The organism is Rhizobium sp. IY2, from assembly GCF_047532935.1.
Classification (GTDB): Bacteria; Pseudomonadota; Alphaproteobacteria; order Rhizobiales; family Rhizobiaceae; genus Rhizobium; species Rhizobium anhuiense.
Map to the genome: position 1 here is coordinate 1625851 of NZ_JBLKNU010000001.1, position 16826 is coordinate 1642676.

Below are 16826 nucleotides of genomic sequence, written 5' to 3' on the forward strand. Positions count from 1 at the left end.
GCCTCAGGCCGCCCGTTCGATCTTGGTCAATCCGCCCATATAGGGGAGCAAAACGTCCGGAATCGTGACGGAGCCGTCCTCGTTCAGATAATTTTCAAGGACAGCGATCAGGCAGCGACCGACGGCGGTGCCGGAACCGTTCAGCGTGTGGACGAACCTGTTGTTCTTGTCATCCTTGCCGCGGTAGCGCGCATTCATCCGCCGGCCCTGAAAATCACCGCAGACCGAGCAGGAGGAAATTTCGCGGAAGGCATTCTGTCCCGGCAGCCAGACTTCGAGGTCGTAAGTCTTGCGCGAACCGAAGCCCATGTCGCCGGTGCAAAGCGTCATGGTGCGGAAATGCAGGCCGAGGCGTTTCAGCACCTCCTCGGCGCAGGCGGTCATCCGTTCGTGCTCGGCAACGGCGCTCTCGGCGTCGGTGATCGAGACGAGTTCGCATTTCCAGAACTGGTGCTGGCGCAGCATGCCACGCGTATCGCGGCCGGCGGATCCCGCTTCCGAGCGGAAAGACGGCGTCAATGCGGTGAAGCGGAGCGGCAGCTTGTCCTGATCGAGGATTTCTTCGCGCACCAGATTGGTGAGCGTCACTTCGGCCGTCGGGATCAGCCAGCGGCCGTCCGTCGTCCTGAAGAGATCCTCGGCGAATTTCGGCAGTTGGGCAGTGCCATAGACGGCCTCGTCGCGCACCATCAGGGGCGAGCTGACTTCGGTATAGCCGTGCTCGCTGGTGTGGAGATCGATCATGAACTGGCCGAGCGCGCGCTCGAGCTTGGCGAGCGGCCCGGTTAGAACCGTGAAGCGCGAACCGGAGAGCTTGGCGGCGCGCTCGAAATCCATATAGCCGAGCGCCTCGCCGATTTCGAAGTGTTCCTTCGGCGCGTGGTTCCAGCGCGGCTTTTCGCCGACGGTGCGGGTGACGACATTGTCATGCTCGTCCCTGCCGACCGGGACGTCGTCGAAGGGGATGTTCGGGATGCGCGAGAGTGCGTCGTTCAGTTCGGCCGTCAGCTGCCGGTCTTCTTCCTCGACCGCCGGCAGCAGGGTCTTCAATTCTGCGACCTCGGCCTTCAGCTTCTCGGCGAGCTCGCCGTTCTTCTGAGCCATCGCCGCGCCAATCTCCTTGGAGGCGATGTTGCGGCGAGACAGCAAGTCTTGCGCCTTCTGCACGGCGGAGCGGCGCTTTTCATCGAGGGCAACGAGACTTTGGGCCAGAGGCTCCGCCCCGCGCTTGGCAAGGGCGGCATCGAGCGCTTCGGGATTCTCACGGATCCATTTGATATCGAGCATCGTCGTTCCAGGTCGTTGCAACAGAGATGACCCGGCCAAAGCCTGATCGGGCCTCGACCGGATGTTAAGCGGCGCTCACAAAGGGGGATTGGGATCGCCGCTCAGACGCCGTCCGTCTTGGCAACGTCCGCGGATCCGGTGTCCTTTTCGACCGCCTGCCGGGCACGCTGGCGCTCCACGAGTCGCGCCGCATAGATGGAAATCTCGTAGAGAAGGATCGTCGGTATCGCAAGGCCGATCTGAGACATCGGGTCCGGCGGCGTCAGCACGGCGGCAACGACGAAGGCGAGGACGATGGCGAACTTGCGCTTTTCGGCAAGCCATTGCGACGTCAGCAGGCCGACACGGGCAAGCAGCGTGGTGACGACGGGAAGCTGGAAGACAAGGCCGAAGGAGAAGACCAGCGTCATGATGAGGCTCAGATATTCCGAGACCTTCGGCATCAGCGAGATCGCCACCTCGTCATGACCCGGCGCCTGCTGCATCGACAGGAAGAACCACATGACCATCGGCGTGAAGAAGAAATAGACGAGAGCAGCGCCCATCAGGAACAGGACCGGCGAAGCGATCAGGAACGGCAGGAAGGCCTGACGTTCGTTCTTGTAGAGGCCCGGCGCCACGAACTTGTAAACCTGGGCGGCAATGATCGGAAAAGCGACCACCAGGCCGCCGAACATCGCCACCTTGACCTGGGTAAAGAAGAATTCCTGCGGCGCGGTGTAGATGAGCTGCGCCTTCTCGACATCGAGATGCGCCCACACCACGGCCGTCTTGTAGGGAATGACCAGATAATTGAAGAGATGCTTGGCAAAAAAGAAGCATGCGATGAAGGCGACGAAAAACGCGCCGATCGACCAGATCAGCCGCGTGCGCAGCTCCATCAGGTGCTCGATCAGCGGCTGCGGCTTGTCTTCGATATCACCGCTCATGCCTCGTCCTTCTTCGTCTGCGCCGGCTTCTTCGGCGTTGCAGGCTTCCTGGCTGCCGTCGCGCGCTTCGGTTTTTCCACAGGCACGGCAACGGCCGCCGCAGCATCGATTTTGTCGGCAGCCTTGACGCGCGGCTTGCGCACGGGTTTCGGCTTGGCGGCAACCGTATCGGCCTGGACAGCCGCTGCTGCGACGGGTTCAGGCTGCGCAGGCGCGGGTACCAGCGGCGGCGTTTCCGGCAGGCTCATCGACGGCGTCGGGGCAGAGACAACAGCAGCCGGCACCTCGGTCTTGTTTTCCGTGACCACGGTCGACTTCTGCAGGTCGGCCTTGATCTCGTTGCCCATCTGGCGAAGCGGGTTCATCGCCTCGCGCAGGCTGTTGACCGGGTTGAGCTTCTGGGCGTCGCTGATCGTCTGGCGGACATCGTCAAGCTCGGCTTCGCGCAACGCTTCGTCGAACTGCGCACGGAATTCACCCGCCACCTTGCGGGCGCGCTGCGTCATCTTGCCGAAAGCGCGCAGCATCGGCGGCAAATCCTTGGGACCGACCACCACGATCAGTACGACCGCGATGACCAAAAGCTCGGTCCAGCCAATATCGAACATGCAAGGCTCCTGGACGGGAAGCGCGGGGGCTGCGCTTTTTCCCGGACTTGGTTACTTCGTTTCGTCGGCCTTGTGATCGACGGTCTTTGCCGTGTCCGGCGCGTCCTCGTCCGTCATGCCCTTCTTGAAGCTCTTGATGCCCTTGGCAACGTCGCCCATCAGTTCCGGAATCTTGCCGCGACCGAACAACAACAGCACGATGACCAGAACGATCAGCCAGTGCCACATGCTAAAAGAACCCATCATTACGCTTACTCCCTGTTTCTATGTTCCCACGATGTAAGGATTTCCGACACCGTTTCCAACATCAAGCCCTTTGAACTGCGCTTAATGTCACGGTATCGCCCTTTGTGACAAGCCATTGACCCGCCGAAAAGTGCTGGTTCTATTGTTTTCGCCATGCATGGCAAAAGCAAGACGCAAACCCCTCAATCTTCAGAGGTGCCGCGCGGCGCCAACAACCCCAATTCCTCGAGGTCCATCTGGGTGATCGGGTCTTCGTCCTCGGTCAGTTCGTCGTTCATCAACGGCGAGGGAATATTGAAATTCGCCGGAATGCGGCCCGACAGCAAGCCCGCTCCCTTCAACTCTTCGAGACCCGGCAAGTCACGCAGCTCTTCGAGACCGAAATGGTCGAGGAAATCGCGTGTCGTGCCCAATGTCACCGGCCGGCCCGGCGTGCGCCGGCGGCCGCGGAACCGCACCCAGCCGGCCTCCATCAACACGTCGAGCGTGCCGCGCGAGGTCTGGACGCCACGGATATCCTCGATCTCGGCGCGCGTCACCGGCTGGTGATAGGCAATGATCGCCAGCACTTCCAATGCTGCGCGCGAAAGCTTCTTCACCTCATTGTCATCACGGCGGATGATGAATGACAGGTCGGCGGCAGTGCGGAAGGCCCAGGCGCCCTCGACCTGGACCAGATTGACGCCCCGCGGCGCATACTGCTCCTTCAGGCGCAGCATGATGGCGCGCACGTCGGTCTTCTCAGGCAGGCGCTCGGCGAGGAAGCCTTCGGAGACCGGCTGCGACGAGGCGAAGACCAGCGCCTCGGCGATGCGCTCGGCCTCGATCTCGGCCTGCAGTTCGCGGCTCCTGTCGTCGAAATCGCCTTCGAAATCCTCTTCGCTCTTCGGATCGATCAAGCCGGCTGCTCCTGCTCCACCACCTGCAGCGTGGCATGTTTCGGACCGCGGCGCATGTATATCGGCTGAAAGGCGCCATCCTGACGGATTTCGAGCTTGCCCTCACGCACCAGCTCCAGCGAGGCGGCAAAGGCGCTGGCGATTGCCGTGACGCGTTCCTCGGGTGCTGCGAGATAACGCAGCAGGTAATGCTCCATCGCCGTCCAGTCACCGATCTCGCCGATCATCTGGGTCAACAGCTCGCGGGCATCGGTCAGCGACCAGACACTGCGCCGCTCGATCGTCACCTGGGTGACGGCATTGCGCTGCCGCAGCGCCGCATAGGCGGTCAGGAGATCGTAGAGGCTTGCCGCATAAGCGGATTGCTGACGGTCGGGAATATGCTCGGGGGCGCCACGCACGAAGATATCGCGGCCGAGACGGTTGCGATTGACGAGGCCCTCCGCCGCCCGGCGCATGGCTTCCAGGCGTTTCAGGCGGAAGGCGAGCGTTGCCGCCAGTTCCTCGCCCGAAGGACCGTCATCCTTGACCTGCTGGGGAATGAGCAACCGTGACTTGAGATAGGCAAGCCAGGCGGCCATGACGAGATAATCGGCGGCCAGCTCGATGCGGATCCGCCGGGCGCTTTCGATGAAGAGCAGATATTGCTCGGCAAGCGCCAGCACCGAGATGCGCGACAGGTCGACCTTCTGGTTGCGGGCGAGATAGAGCAAGAGGTCGAGCGGGCCTTCGAAGCCGGCGACGTCAATCACCAGCGCTGGCTCGTGGCTGGCGCGCTCGGCACCGTTATCCTGCCACAGCTTGTCCATCGGCGTTGCCGCCTGCGGACGTTCCGTGCCCTTGACCGTGCTCACCTAGCTGCTCCCTTACGATCAGACCGTCGCAAACATCGCCTCGAATTCCACCCTCAATTCCGCTTCGTCGGACCTATCCGGCGCCGCGAAGCCTGCTTCCACCGCTTTTGCGCGGGCAAGCGAGATGCCGGCGAGCGGCGGAACATTTGCCACGACATCCCGCATCTCGTCCATATCGCCATTGCAATGCAGCACGATATCGCATCCGCCTGCAATGATATTCGCCGCACGCTCACCGATCGTACCGGAAAGAGCGTTCATCGAGCTGTCGTCGGAGAGCAGCAGACCGGTAAAGCCGATATGCTGACGGATGATGCCGTCGATCACCTTGCGCGAGGTCGTCGCCGGATTGTCCGGGTCGATGGCAGTGAAGACGAGGTGACAGGTCATCGCCATCAACTCGTCCTTCATCGCGATAAAGGGCGGGAAATCGTGGGTCTCCAGCTCATCACGCGAGACGGTGACGACAGGCAGTTCCAGATGTGAATCCGCGAAACCGCGGCCGTGGCCGGGCATATGCTTCATCACAGGCAACAGGCCGCCGGCCTTCAGGCCTTCGGCAGCCGCCCGGCCCATGGCGATGACGGTGTCGGGATCGCCGCCATAGGCGCGGTCGCCGATGACGTTGCTGCTGCCCTCCACCGGCACGTCGAGCACCGGCAGGCAATCGACATCGATGCCGAGGCTCGAAAGGTCGAAGGCATGCAGCCGCGACATCAGCCATGCGGCCCGGAGGCCAAGCGCCGGGTCGCGGCGATAAATATCGCCGAGCGCCTGGCCGGAAGGATAACGCGCCAGAATGGGCGGGCGGATGCGCTGGACGCGGCCGCCTTCCTGGTCGATCAGCACCGGCGCATGCCAGCCGACGCTTTCGCGCAGATCGGCGACGAGATCGGTGATCTGCCGGGCTTCGGAGATGTTGCGCCCGAAGAGGATGAAGCCCCAGGGCCGTTCGCCCCGGTAAAAGGCCTTTTCTTCGGATGTGAGGGCAAGGCCGCTGCAGCCAAGGATCATCGCTTTTGATTCGGTCATGTGAGAATCATAGACGGCGCCCGGCCAAATGCGAGCAAGGTCCAGCGCGATGCACAAAAAAGAGCGGCGGACCAATCCGGTCCGCCGCTTCCGATATCAATGAGCCTGATTCTTACTTGGAGATCAGGCAGCTTCCGCCCGCGGCGCGATACTGTTCGCAGAGCGCAGCCGCCTCGTCCTTGGAACCGGCCGGAATGCGAACACGGTAGAACGTGCCCTTGCCGGCGATATCGGCCCTGCGGATCTCATGGCTACGGCCGCCAAGCACACCGGCGAATTTCTTCGACAGGTTGGCATAGGATTTGTTCGCCTCGTCTTCCGACGGCAGCGAGGCGATCTGGATGCCGTAGCCGCCGGCGGACGCAGCCTGCTGCGGCTTTGCGGCAACCGGTGCTGCGGCCGCGACCTCAGCCGTCGTCTGCTGTGCAGGCGGCCGGACATTGCCCTTCTCGGTCACGGTGCCGACGACGTTGACGGGCTGGTCGACCGGACGGGCGGTCGGGATCGGAGCGGTATCGGCAATCGCCGAGCTCTTGACCGGGCGCACCGGCGGCTCGACCGGGGCGGGATTTGCGGCCTGCGCGTCGGCGCTGCCTGCAAGCGGCGGCTCAGCCGGCGCGGTTTCAGCAGGTGCTGCAGAACGAGCATCGGCGGAAGCAACCTCGGCGCTTGCCGGGAAACTTGCGGCCGTTCCGGCGACCGGAGGCGCAGTCGGGGTCGATAGCGTCGTCTGGGCCGTCAACGGCGGCAGAGCCGACTGCGTCGGCTGGGCAGACTGCGCCGCCTGTGTCGGCTGGTCGGCGGGCGCCGGCTCCTCGCGTGCGACCAAGGTGCCGTCAGGCTTGACGATCATCGTGCGGACCTTGCGCGGCGAAACGGACGGCGCCTTGTCGGCATCGGTTGCAGAAGCGTTGTCGGCATTGTCCTGGTTCGGCAGCAGACGCGGATCCTGCGTCTCACCGACCGCGGTCGGCGTGACCTGATCACCGGCATTGGCGTTCTCGTCGTCCTCAGGCAGCGCTTCCGGTGTCAGGGTACGCTGGACGACATCGACGGGCGCCTCGTCGGAAGAAACGAGCGCCTTCTGCTTCGGCTCCTCGGCAGAACCCGCGACGCGGTCGTAGACAGCCTTATCCTGGTTCGGCACGGTCTTGCCGCCCGGATTTTCCGGAACGACCTTGACCGGATCCTTGTCGGCGGTGATCACGCGCGGCTCGCCGGTTGCAACAATGCCGAGCCCCTCGCCGTTCCAGACGGAGGAATAGACGCCATAACCAACGCCGGCAAAAACGACGAGCACGACAGCCCCGGCCAGCAGCCGGCGCATCGACCGGGCGCGGCTGAAATCAGCGGCCTGGCTTGCCGATTCGATACGGACTTCGGAGGTTTCACGGCGCTCGACCGGTTCGCGCACGCTGCGGCGGAAATCCTCCTCCAGCGCCCGTTCGAAATCATCGAGGCCATCGGCGATGGTGGGCTTGACCGGCTTTGCCGCGGCAGCAGCCGTATCCCGGACCGGCGCCGGGGTTTCCCGCGGCTTGGCCGGCTCAAAGAAGCTGGCGATCTCTGCGTCGAGATCGAAATCGAAATCCGCAGTTTTTGCGACCGGCGCAGGCTGCTCCACCGGCGGCAGCGCCGGCACATGCATATCGTCGACGGTCTCGGGACGATCCTCCGGATCGGAGATCATCGCCGGATCGAAAGGCAAGTCTTCGGTGGATTCGGCGACAGGCGCCGCCCAGTTGAAAGCCGGCGCCGGAGCTGGCGCCTGCGGCTCAGAAACGGCGGCCGGAGCGGGCCGCACCGAGGCGGCGGCATCCTGCTGGGGAGCAGGAGCTGGCGGCTCAGGCGCAAAAACGGGAGCCGGCCGCGGAGCGACGGCGGCGACCTGCTGCGGCGCAGGGGTTATCGGCTGCGGCGCAGGCTCGATCTGCTCGGAGAAATCGAGATCGGCGAGTTCCAGTTCGATGCCGGCAAGATCCAGTTCGAAATCATGGCCGGCGAAGGGATCGTCGGCTTCCGGTACGGGCTGCGGCGCCTGCGAATATGCCGTTACAGCAGGCTGCGGCGCAACAACTTCGGCAAGTTGCGGCGCGACAGGCCGTGCGGCTTCGGCAGCATAGACCGGAGCAGGCTCGATCGGAGCAGGTCGGACGAATGCTGCGGCGACCGGTGCGGGCGCGATCACCTCGGGCTGAACAGGTGCTGCGGCCACCGGGACGGCAGGAACGGGTGCCGCCTCGATCGATGCGGGCTGCGGCGAAACGGGCGCCGGATTGGCGCGTTGCGGCACCGGATAACGCGAGACGTCGGCCAGCAGATCGTCGAGATCGAACGTGCCGGCAGTGTGTGGAACTTCCGGCACGACCTCAGTCAGCGCCGCATCAGCCTGGACCTCGCCTTCGACGGCCGCGGCAATGAGATCGAAACCGGCGTCGGAGCCGAAATCCTCCAGCCCGTCTTCGATTTCGACAAATTCCTCGGCCTCGGCAGCCTCTTCCGACGCGACGACCTCATCATGGCGATCGAGTTCGGCGGGGAAGCCAAGCGACGGCGAAGCGGATTCGAATTCCTCGGAGGGCTCGACAGCGGCGACAGACGCCGGCGGTTCGATTACAGATTGCGGCTCGACCACAGGAAGATCGACGGACGGCGCTTCAGCGACCGGTGCTGCGACCGTTTCGGCCACAGGCGCCGGCGCAACAACCGGCTCCTCGCGCTTCGCGGCATGGAAATTGGCGAGCGGCAGCCTGATGCTGGCAGCCGACCATTGCGGCGCCTTGGCGGGTTGCGGCAGCGAAGAGACCGGTGCTGCACCGATCGACAGCTCAAGCTCCTCGATGAGGTCGCGCGCACCGCCGAAGACCGACTGCACCGACGCTTCGGGAGCGGGCTCAGGGGAAAGCTGCTCCGCCCAGTCGGCGGCGGGCGTGTCCTGATTCTCCACGGCCAAAGTCACGTCTTCGTCAGCATCATCGGGAGCGACGGACACCGGCTCAGCAGCCTCCGCACGTTCGTCAGCGGGAGAAACATCGAGAACGGGCTCGACGTAATCTTCAGGCAGGTCGTCAGAGATCGGCTCGGCGGGCCGGTCGAGCTCTGCGAGCGGACGTGGCGAATCGTATCGGTCGAACTCGCGCCCAAGCTCTTCCTCGAGATCGAGGGCCGGCTCGCGCCGAGCCGCCTCGGTCATCGTATTCGCTGCAACACGCGGCTCGAAGCCGACGATACGGGCAAGTTCGGCCAACGGATCGTCGTCGGCAAACAGATCGTCTTTTCCGCGCGTATCATACGCAAGTTGTTTATCAGCCATGCCTATCCCACTCGCAAACGCCAACGCTCAAATGCCAGCGCATTGTGGGGAAATGGTGACGTTATCGCATTTCGTCCGGTGCGGCAGTGCCTGTAATGGCAAGTCCCGACTTCAAAACCGACGCGACGGCGTACACCAGCCCAAGTCTGGCAATACTTGATTCTCGGTTTTTATCATTAACAAATCGTAATTCCGGCTGATCTTTACCTTTGTTCCAGTGCGCGTGGAACGAACTTGCGACGTCGTAGAGGTAAAAAGCGATGCGATGCGGCTCCTGCGACTGGGCGGCCGCCTCGACGATCCGCGGGAATTCGGCGAGCTTGGCGACAAGCTGCAATTCGGCCGGATCACCAATGCCAGCAACGGTTTTCGCGAGATCCTCGGGCGAAACTTCGAGGTCGGGAAAAGCCTCCCTCGCCTGCCGGAAGACCGACATGCAGCGGGCATGCGCATACTGCACGTAAAAAACAGGATTATCTTTCGATTGTTCGGTCACTTTGGCGAAATCGAAGTCGAGCGGCTCGGAATTCTTGCGGTAGAGCATCATGAAGCGGACCGAATCACGACCGACTTCCTCGACGACGTCCCGAAGCGTGACGAAATCGCCGGAGCGTTTCGACATCTTCACCGGCTCGCCGTTTCGATAGAGCTTGACGAGCTGGCAAAGCAGCACCGTCAGCTTCGCCTTACCATCCGAAACGCCGCGTGCAACCGCTTCCAGGCGCTTGACGTAGCCGCCATGATCGGCGCCGAGCACATAGATCATCTCGTCGAAACCACGGTCGAACTTGTTCTTGAAGTAGGCCACGTCGGCGGCGAAATAGGTGTAGGCGCCGTCCGACTTGATCAGCGGCCGGTCGATATCGTCACCCACTTCGGTGGAGCGGAACAATGTCTGTTCGCGATCCTCCCAATCCTCGGGAAGCTGGCCCTTCGGCGGCGGCAGCGTGCCCTTGTAAACATAGCCCTTGAAGGTCAGGTCGTTGATCGCCGTGCGGATCGCCGCGGCCCCATTGGCATGCAGGGTGCGCTCGGAGAAGAAGACGTCGTGATGGACGTTCAGCGCCGCGAGATCGTCGCGGATCATCACCATCATCGCATCGATGGTGCGGTCCTTGACGATCGGCATCCATTGCTCTTCCGGCATGTTGTGCAGCCGCACGCCGTAATCGGCGGCAAGCGACTGGCCAACGGGCACGAGATAGTCGCCGGGATAGAGACCCGAAGGGATTTCGCCGATTTTTTCGCCGAGCGCTTCGCGATAACGCAGGAAAACGGAGCGGGCGAGCACATCGATCTGCGAGCCGGCATCGTTGATGTAATATTCCTTCTCGACGCCGTAACCGGCAAAAGCCAGCAGGTTGGCAAGCGCGTCGCCGACGACGGCGCCACGGCAATGGCCGACATGCATCGGGCCGGTCGGATTGGCCGAGACATATTCGACGTTGACCTTCCTGCCCTCACCCAGCGTCGAGCGGCCGTAATCGGTGCCGGCGCCGATGATCGAGGCGAGCAGCCGCTGCCAGTAGCCGACGGCGAGACGGATGTTGATGAAACCGGGGCCGGCAACCGAGACATCGGCGACGTCGGCATCCTCTTTCAGCTTGGCGATGATGACATCGGCCAGCGCGCGCGGATTGGTTCCGAGCGGTTTTGCCAGCACCATCGCGGCATTGGTCGCGACATCGCCATGGCTCGCGTCACGCGGCGGCTCGACGGTGATGCGGCCGAAATCGAGCTCAGATCGCTTTTCCCTGACCAGATCGATCTGTTCAAGGGCGGTTTTGATCCTGGCTTCGAAGTCGGTAAAAAGGTTCATCGCACTCTTCCATGCATAGGCTGTGCCAAAGGCTCAAATCGGGCCTCGGCGTGGGCGACCGCTGCCTATCGCAAATCCGGAGTGTGGTCAAACAACCGCCTGTGGGCGCTGATCGCATAGGTGTCGGTCATACCGGCGAGATAATCGCCGACATGGCGGGCCTTCGGCGCATCGGACAGGCCGGCGATATGATCGACCCAGTAATGGCTCTGCATCTCCTTGGGATTGGCCATGTAGGCGCCAAACAGATCGGTGACGATCTTTGCCGCGCCGGCGCGGATGCGCATGATATCGGCATTGCGGTAGATGCGTTTGAAGAGCATCGCCTTGATCTGCCGGTCGGTCTCGGCCATCGCCTCGGAAAAGGTGGCGATCACCTGACCGGCGCCGCGGATGTCGCCGGCGCTCTCGGGGCGAAGGAGGGAAAGACGCGCCTGCGCGACGCCGATGACGTCTTCGACCATGCGGGTGATCTGGCGGCGCATGATTTCATGGGTGAAGCGGCTCGGCTCCAGATGCGGATATCGCTCCCTCACCTCGGCCATCAGCCCGGCGAGAAATGGGATTTCCTCCAGCATCTCGAAAGTCAGGTAACCGGAACGCAGGCCGTCATCGATATCGTGGGTATTATAGGCGATGTCGTCGGCGATCGCCGCGACCTGGGCCTCGAGGCTGGCATAGCTTGCAAGCTCGAGATCGTGCAGCTCGCAATAATCGAGGATCGGCTGGGGAACGGGGCCGCGCGTGCCGACGCCATCCGGCGTCAGAAGCGGACCATTGTGCTTGACGAGACCTTCGAGGCTTTCCCATGTCAGGTTGATGCCGTCAAATTCGGCATAACGCCTCTCCAGCTTGGTCACGATGCGCAGCGATTGTGCATTGTGGTCGAAGCCGCCATAGGGCAGCAGCACCTCGTGCAGCGCGTCCTCGCCGGTGTGACCGAAGGGCGTGTGACCGAAATCGTGGACGAGGGCGACGCCTTCGGCCAGATCCTCGTCGAGCTTCAGGGCGCGGGCGAGCGCGCGGGCGATCTGCGCCACCTCGATCGTATGGGTCAGCCGGGTGCGGTAATGATCGCCATCCTGGGCGATGAAGACCTGCGTCTTGTGCTTCAGCCGGCGAAAGGCGGTGGTGTGGACGATGCGGTCGCGGTCGCGCTGGAAATCGGAGCGCGTCGGGCTTCCGTCTTCCTGATAGAGTCGTCCGCGGCTCGTCCAGGGGTCGGCCGCATAGACCGCCCTCTCACTGCTGCCGAAACCCAAAGCACGCGTATCGATCGTCATTCTTCACCGTCATCCTGCATGTTGCCGCATCTGCCCATTGACGCCGCTCTTCGCCCTTCATACCTATAGCCCGATAAAACGGCAAAGAGGCGCTTTCTCAACCGCATCGGCGTATCATCGCCTTTTCGCCAGGATTATGGTAAGTTTCTTTGATATCAGGCATTTGAACATTTCAGTGCCAAAACCCATTCTCTCCGGATCTTGACCCCGGCAGGAGGAAACATGACGGATACGAGTGTAACCCTTTCAGATGCCGCGGCAAAGCGTATCGCTGCGATCGTCGGCGCCGAAGCCGGCAAGAGCGCGTTGCGCGTTTCCGTCGAAGGCGGCGGCTGTTCGGGCTTTTCCTACAAGTTCGATCTTGCCGACGGCGCCGGCGACGACGACATCGTCGTCGAAAAGAACGATGCCAAGGTGCTGATCGACAGCCTGTCGCTCGTCTATATGGCAGGCTCGGAGATCGACTTCGTCGACAATCTGCTTGGCCAATCCTTCCAGATCAAGAACCCGAACGCGGTGGCAAGCTGCGGCTGTGGCACCAGCTTCTCGATCTGACTTCTGAACGCACGGCCTTCTCCCCAACGAACCGGCCGAAGAGTTATTTCCGGCCGGTTTATCGTCTTGTCCCCTGGTGAAATACCGCGATAAAAGAAGCGCACGAAGCTAACGGGACAGAGCCATGAAGATCGCGACCTGGAACATCAACGGCGTTAAGGCGCGCATCGACAATCTCACGCAATGGCTCAAGGATTCCGATCCCGATATCGTCTGCCTGCAGGAAATCAAAACCGTCGACGAAGGGTTTCCGCGGCTGGAGATCGAGGCGCTCGGCTATCACGTCGAGACGCACGGCCAGAAGGGCTTCAACGGCGTGGCGATCCTCTCCAAGAGTTCCCCTTTCGAAGTGAACCGCGGCCTACCCGGCGACCCGCTGGACGAACAGGCGCGTTTCCTCGAAGCCGTGTTCACGCTCCCCGACACGCGCATCCTGCGTGTCTGCTGCCTCTACCTGCCGAACGGCAATCCCGTCGACACGGAGAAATATCCCTACAAGCTCGCCTGGATGGAGCGCCTGCGGGCGTTCGCCGCCGAACGGCTGGCCTATGAGGAGATGCTGGTCCTTGCCGGCGATTACAATGTCATCCCGGAACCGCACGACTGCTTCGATCCCAAGGTCTGGGAAAACGATGCGCTGTTTCTGCCGCAGACGCGGGCGGCGTTCCGCCGGCTCGAAAATCTCGGGCTGACGGATGCGGTGCGCGCGACGACGGATGCGACGCAGTTCTATTCCTTCTGGGATTATCAGGCCGGCGCCTGGCCGAAGAACAACGGCATCCGCATCGACCATCTGATGCTGTCGCCGGAAGCCGCCGACCGGATGACGTCGGCCGCGATCGAGAAACATGTGCGGGCTTGGGAAAAGCCGTCCGACCACGTGCCTGTTATCGCCTATTTCGATTTTGCAGGCTGAGGCTTTTCCGCCTTACCGTGCCGTGGGTCCGAAAGGATGCACGGCACTCCTCTAGTCGTCGGAACCGGTCGCGATGCTGTGCGAGAGGGATACCGCCGTGCGGCGGTCGGCCTCGTTCGCAACAGAGAAGGCCTGCTCCTGCAACGCTTCCATCCAGCCACAGTCCTTGGGCTTGCAGCGGTCGAGTGCCGCCGTCATCAGCGCCAGACCACGGGCCGTCTGGCCTTCGTCGAACAGGATATTGCCGAAGACCGCCATGGCGCCGGGATGGCCGCTCTTGCGGGCCTGGTTCAACCATTTCTTCGCCTGCTGCGGGCTGGCATTGCCGCCCTCGCCGGCGAGCATCATCTGCGCCAGCTGGAACTGCGCTTCGGGGACGCCAAAGGTGGAGGCCACCTGGAAATAAAGTTGGCGTGCCTGGCTGAGGTCGATCCTGACCGGGCTGCCGGCAATGCCGTGCTTGTAATAGTTGGCGAGCGAAAGCAGCGCGTTGACGAAGAAGCCGGTATCTTCCGAACCGGGCTCGACGCCCTGCTGGGCGATCTCGCTATAGATCTTGAAGGCTTCGAAATCATCCTGGGTGACGCCGTCGCCATCGGCATACATGTTGGCAAGCGCCCAGCGCGAGCCGGTGTGCCCCTTTTCGGCGGCGTATCTATAGGCTTCCACCGCCTCTTCCTTCTGGCCGTTCTTGTAGGCCTTGAAGCCGAACTTGAAGAGGTCGAAGGGTCCGGATTCCTTGCTGACGCCGCCTTTGATATCGAATGCGCGGCACGGACCGGACAGCGCCAGCGCGACGGCTATCGACATGCCCATCAGCATGAATTTGAACAGTTTGAACTCGGACGTCACCATTTCAACCGATTTCTTTCGTTCATCTCAGGCAGGCGGCAACGGCGCTCGCGCCCTGCATCCCGCGGATGTATTCCTTCGAGGCGAGCGATCCCGCGGCGAGCTCAATGGCTCCCTTACCCGCGTCGCATCCAGCCCAGTGGCCTTTTCTCAAAGGCGCTATTCTCAGCCCATCATTCAGAACCACCCGGCTCCCGGCATGGCCCCGACTGCAATCTCCGTGGCATTCTTTCGGCAGGTGCGGCATCCGCCTTCCCGCCTCATCGCATTCGTAAACAGCAAATGTGACGAAAGCGGTATCGACGTCTCCGGCAAAGCTAGGCTGCTCATCCGAACGGGTCGAAAACAACGACAATGGATGGATCGGCGACGTCATCGCGAGGCCGGATTGGCGGCCGGAACAGCCTTGTTCGGAAAGCGAAACGACTGCAATCAAACGACTGTCGCCAATCGCGCCGTGCGATCTGGTGTTACCGGAAAAAAATCGACCCATGCTACTATTTACACGCACCGTAAGCCTGCCATCTCCTCGCCTGCAAATAGCGCTGCGCCCTCTTTGTGGCGGGAAATGGACAAATTCGCCCCGCCGCCACCTTACGCCAATCGTCGTAAAAAAGTGTTGCTGAATCGTCACAAATTGGAACGTCGATTTGTCTTGCCGACCGCCCAAAGAAAAGCCCGGCAAACTGCCGGGCTTTAACACTTTTACTTGGATCGCAGGATCAGAACTTGACCTTTACGCTGGTGGAAAGAGCCGCGACCAGATCGTCGCCGAAGGAATAGGAGACGTCGTTGCCATAGGTCCGGCCATTATAGACGTAGGTACCGGAATCCCCGCCCGTCATGATGCCGAGCGCGCCGGCCAGACGCCACTCGACATTCTCGACCGGCGTATAGGCGACACCTGCGCCGAGCGTCCATGTATCGGTCTGGGCGCCGTAGCCCTGGCTCGTGCCGCGATCCCAGGTCAGGCTGAGGGCACCGGACCATTGGTCGTTGAACTTGTGGCCGACGCCGCCGCTGACCGTCCAGCCGTCGCGGTAGAAGAGATCGAGCGAGGTGAGCTGGCTGCTGGCGGAGCAGGCGACGACGCCCTTGGTGGCCTTCGGGCAGAAGGCGATCGACTGCAGCACGCTCCAGTTCGTCCACTTGACCGACCCGAAGGCGAGCCAGTCGGGCGCAATGCCGCTCTGAAGCTTGAGCTCAACGGAATCCGGCGCCTCGGCCTCCCCATAGACCGGCGTCACGACACCGAGGTAGGGATTTTTGGGATTGGCGGCCTTCGGCACCTCGGTCAGGTCGACCGTGCCGGTGAGATCGTCATACTTGACCTTGCTGTTGTAGACCAGGCTGGCGCGGAAGGCATATTCCTCGATTTCGTAGGCGATGCCCGCCCGCCATCCCATAGCCTGGTCGGCAAGATCCAGACGACCAGTGCCGTCATAGATCAGCGCGGCCGGCATTGTGGTGATCGGCGCCACGAGGCGCGTCTTGAAACCTTCGACCGTCTGATAGAATCCGCCGCCGATCAGGCGAAGCTGGCCGGGACCCATATCGAAACGATAGGAGCAGGTGGCGCCGTAATTGCGGGTGCTGATCTTGGTTTCGATATTGTCGTTGACGCCAAGCCAGTCAGCGCCGGGATTGGTGTGTGCGCCGAAGGGTGTCGAAAAATCGCCCATGCAGTCGATCGAGTCGCCGAGACCAACCTTCACGCCGAGATAGGGGACCCAGTAATCCTCGGTATCATCCGCCGTGGTCGAACCGCCGCCGATGCCGTTGGTGCCGAGGCCATCGGTGGGATCGGTGTCCTTGACGTTCTTCAGCTTACGCTGCGGCATGACATAGGTCGCACCGGACTGCACGGCAAACCGCGAATTGTCGAAGAGAAGGTCGATATTGTATCCGCCGCGCTCCAGACCGCCGGCAAAGGATGGCGATGCAAGCGACGAAAAAAGAACGAGCGATGTTATGCCCTTGGAAAACCTACGAGATGCCATTGTGTCTCCCCCACTCCAGCAATTGATGTGACCCCACTCTAGTAAGTGTTCGCGTGATATGGCAACGCGCCCCTCAGCGGCGCTCCCGGCCATTGCAGTGGCTAATTTACGTAAAGAAATTGACGGACACGTCAAAAAATCTGGTTAATAAAATTTTTTTCGAACTTGGCGGCATTTCAGCGGTACTTTTGGGTTTTCATTCCAAACATTGCAGAAGCTGTATCAATCCGACA

15 protein-coding genes are annotated in these 16826 nt (G+C 62.0%); 3 read left to right on the forward strand and 12 right to left on the reverse strand.

The genetic code is table 11. The features are described from left to right. Window positions 1-3: 3 nt before the first annotated feature. The 10 genes from serS to ACMUVN_RS08080 form a co-directional block, all read right to left on the reverse strand. Window positions 4-1287 carry a serine--tRNA ligase gene (serS, locus tag ACMUVN_RS08035; RefSeq protein ID WP_063475459.1) on the reverse strand — a complete coding sequence of 428 codons (1284 nt, stop codon included), beginning with the start codon at window positions 1285-1287 and terminating at the stop codon, window positions 4-6. A gap of 101 nt (window positions 1288-1388) precedes the next feature. Beyond that, window positions 1389-2216, reverse strand: a complete 828-nt coding sequence (tatC, locus tag ACMUVN_RS08040) for a twin-arginine translocase subunit TatC (RefSeq protein WP_414814982.1) — start codon at window positions 2214-2216, stop codon at window positions 1389-1391. Next, window positions 2213-2824: a Sec-independent protein translocase protein TatB gene (gene tatB, locus ACMUVN_RS08045; RefSeq protein ID WP_063475458.1), complete on the reverse strand. Its 612-nt coding sequence runs from the start codon at window positions 2822-2824 to the stop codon at window positions 2213-2215. Before tatB ends, tatC begins: the two co-directional genes overlap by 4 nt. Window positions 2825-2875: 51 nt before the next feature. Further along, window positions 2876-3067, reverse strand: coding sequence for a twin-arginine translocase TatA/TatE family subunit (locus ACMUVN_RS08050; protein WP_003538990.1), 192 nt, complete (start codon window positions 3065-3067; stop codon window positions 2876-2878). Window positions 3068-3252: 185 nt separating this feature from the next. Beyond that, complete coding sequence (gene scpB / locus ACMUVN_RS08055) at window positions 3253-3969, reverse strand: SMC-Scp complex subunit ScpB (protein ID WP_063475457.1); 717 nt, start codon at window positions 3967-3969, stop codon at window positions 3253-3255. Beyond that, window positions 3966-4823, reverse strand: coding sequence for a segregation and condensation protein A (locus ACMUVN_RS08060; RefSeq protein ID WP_047614779.1), 858 nt, complete (start codon window positions 4821-4823; stop codon window positions 3966-3968). Before ACMUVN_RS08060 ends, scpB begins: the two co-directional genes overlap by 4 nt. A gap of 18 nt (window positions 4824-4841) precedes the next feature. Continuing rightward, a complete protein-coding gene (nagZ, locus tag ACMUVN_RS08065) occupies window positions 4842-5855 on the reverse strand; it encodes a beta-N-acetylhexosaminidase (RefSeq protein WP_414814983.1) in 1014 nt (337 codons plus the stop codon). A gap of 112 nt (window positions 5856-5967) precedes the next feature. Continuing rightward, a complete protein-coding gene (locus tag ACMUVN_RS08070) occupies window positions 5968-9168 on the reverse strand; it encodes an SPOR domain-containing protein (RefSeq protein WP_414814984.1) in 3201 nt (1066 codons plus the stop codon). 61 nt (window positions 9169-9229) lie between these two features. After that, window positions 9230-10987 carry an arginine--tRNA ligase gene (gene argS, locus ACMUVN_RS08075; RefSeq protein WP_168332890.1) on the reverse strand — a complete coding sequence of 586 codons (1758 nt, stop codon included), beginning with the start codon at window positions 10985-10987 and terminating at the stop codon, window positions 9230-9232. Window positions 10988-11052: 65 nt separating this feature from the next. Then, a complete protein-coding gene (locus tag ACMUVN_RS08080) occupies window positions 11053-12270 on the reverse strand; it encodes a deoxyguanosinetriphosphate triphosphohydrolase (protein ID WP_047614775.1) in 1218 nt (405 codons plus the stop codon). 222 nt (window positions 12271-12492) lie between these two features. On the opposite strand from ACMUVN_RS08080, the gene erpA reads away from it, so the two are divergent. Together erpA and xth are read left to right on the forward strand one after the other, a co-directional pair. Continuing rightward, a complete protein-coding gene (gene erpA / locus ACMUVN_RS08085) occupies window positions 12493-12825 on the forward strand; it encodes an iron-sulfur cluster insertion protein ErpA (RefSeq protein ID WP_047614773.1) in 333 nt (110 codons plus the stop codon). A gap of 124 nt (window positions 12826-12949) precedes the next feature. Then, the gene (xth, locus tag ACMUVN_RS08090; protein ID WP_047614772.1) at window positions 12950-13741 is read left to right on the forward strand and encodes an exodeoxyribonuclease III; all 792 of its coding nucleotides are present in this window, start codon (window positions 12950-12952) and stop codon (window positions 13739-13741) included. A gap of 51 nt (window positions 13742-13792) precedes the next feature. On the opposite strand, the gene exoR is transcribed toward xth, so the two are convergent. Further along, entirely contained in the window at window positions 13793-14596 is an 804-nt protein-coding gene (exoR, locus tag ACMUVN_RS08095; protein ID WP_047614771.1) for an exopolysaccharide production regulator ExoR, read from the reverse strand. Here exoR and ACMUVN_RS08100 point away from each other — a divergent pair. Then, window positions 14550-15293 carry a hypothetical protein gene (locus tag ACMUVN_RS08100; RefSeq protein WP_168332892.1) on the forward strand — a complete coding sequence of 248 codons (744 nt, stop codon included), beginning with the start codon at window positions 14550-14552 and terminating at the stop codon, window positions 15291-15293. The two genes, exoR and ACMUVN_RS08100, sit on opposite strands and share 47 nt — an antisense overlap. A 22-nt stretch (window positions 15294-15315) precedes the next feature. Here the strand turns inward: ACMUVN_RS08100 and ACMUVN_RS08105 are convergent, their stop codons facing one another. Next, window positions 15316-16593, reverse strand: a complete 1278-nt coding sequence (locus ACMUVN_RS08105; RefSeq protein WP_047614769.1) for an OmpP1/FadL family transporter — start codon at window positions 16591-16593, stop codon at window positions 15316-15318. Window positions 16594-16826 lie beyond the last annotated feature (233 nt).

Coding starts and splice junctions, on each gene's coding strand:
- serS (WP_063475459.1), bottom strand. CDS start 1,287: ATGCTCGATATCAAATGGATCCGTGAGAATCCCGAAGCGCTCGATGCC.
- tatC (WP_414814982.1), bottom strand. CDS start 2,216: ATGAGCGGTGATATCGAAGACAAGCCGCAGCCGCTGATCGAGCACCTG.
- tatB (WP_063475458.1), bottom strand. CDS start 2,824: ATGTTCGATATTGGCTGGACCGAGCTTTTGGTCATCGCGGTCGTACTG.
- ACMUVN_RS08050 (WP_003538990.1), bottom strand. CDS start 3,067: ATGGGTTCTTTTAGCATGTGGCACTGGCTGATCGTTCTGGTCATCGTG.
- nagZ (WP_414814983.1), bottom strand. CDS start 5,855: ATGACCGAATCAAAAGCGATGATCCTTGGCTGCAGCGGCCTTGCCCTC.
- ACMUVN_RS08070 (WP_414814984.1), bottom strand. CDS start 9,168: ATGGCTGATAAACAACTTGCGTATGATACGCGCGGAAAAGACGATCTG.
- argS (WP_168332890.1), bottom strand. CDS start 10,987: ATGAACCTTTTTACCGACTTCGAAGCCAGGATCAAAACCGCCCTTGAA.
- ACMUVN_RS08080 (WP_047614775.1), bottom strand. CDS start 12,270: ATGACGATCGATACGCGTGCTTTGGGTTTCGGCAGCAGTGAGAGGGCG.
- erpA (WP_047614773.1), top strand. CDS start 12,493: ATGACGGATACGAGTGTAACCCTTTCAGATGCCGCGGCAAAGCGTATC.
- xth (WP_047614772.1), top strand. CDS start 12,950: ATGAAGATCGCGACCTGGAACATCAACGGCGTTAAGGCGCGCATCGAC.
- ACMUVN_RS08100 (WP_168332892.1), top strand. CDS start 14,550: ATGCCCATCAGCATGAATTTGAACAGTTTGAACTCGGACGTCACCATT.
- exoR (WP_047614771.1), bottom strand. CDS start 14,596: ATGGTGACGTCCGAGTTCAAACTGTTCAAATTCATGCTGATGGGCATG.
- ACMUVN_RS08105 (WP_047614769.1), bottom strand. CDS start 16,593: ATGGCATCTCGTAGGTTTTCCAAGGGCATAACATCGCTCGTTCTTTTT.